This window comes from Acinetobacter sp. CIP 64.2, assembly GCF_000369645.1.
Classification (GTDB): domain Bacteria; phylum Pseudomonadota; class Gammaproteobacteria; order Pseudomonadales; family Moraxellaceae; genus Acinetobacter.
In genome coordinates this window covers 1,551,899-1,552,431 of sequence record NZ_KB850122.1, presented here as the reverse complement: position 1 = coordinate 1,552,431, position 533 = coordinate 1,551,899, and the positions used below count along the sequence as shown (strand labels likewise).

Annotated in this window: 1 pseudogene; it reads left to right on the top strand. The window is 48.8% G+C overall.

Features of this window, described 5'->3' with window-relative positions:
• Window positions 1-3: 3 nt before the first annotated feature.
• A pseudogene (locus F895_RS03795) lies at window positions 4-533 on the top strand (cell surface protein); the annotation flags it as partial.

Below are 533 nucleotides of genomic sequence, written 5' to 3'. Positions count from 1 at the left end.
AAGATTGATGGCACAACCAATACTATTGGTGGTTTAAGCAACACGACTTGGAACGGCACAGCGGTATCAGGTCAGGCAGCAACTGAAGATCAATTAGCAGCAGTGGATGGCAAGCTCGGTAACTTGGACGATGCAGCGGTTAAATATGATGACCCTGCAACTAAAGACAAAGTGACTTTAGCAGGCGCAGGTGGCACCACCATTACTAATGTTAAAGCTGGTGCGGTGAACTCAACTTCGACTGATGCAATCAACGGCAGTCAATTACACGGTGTTGCAGACAGTGTTAAGAGTGCCATTGGTGGCAACACGACGATTGATGCAACGACGGGTGCAATCACCACAAGTAACATTGGTGGCACAGGTTCGAACACGATTGATGGTGCGATCACCAGCGTTAAAGCAACAGCGGACAAAGGCATCAACTTTGGTGGCACAACAGGCAAGAACAACTATGCCTTGGGTAGTGATATCAACGTTAAAGGCGACAGCAACATCACCAGCACGACAGTTGCAGGCGGTGTACAACTGGG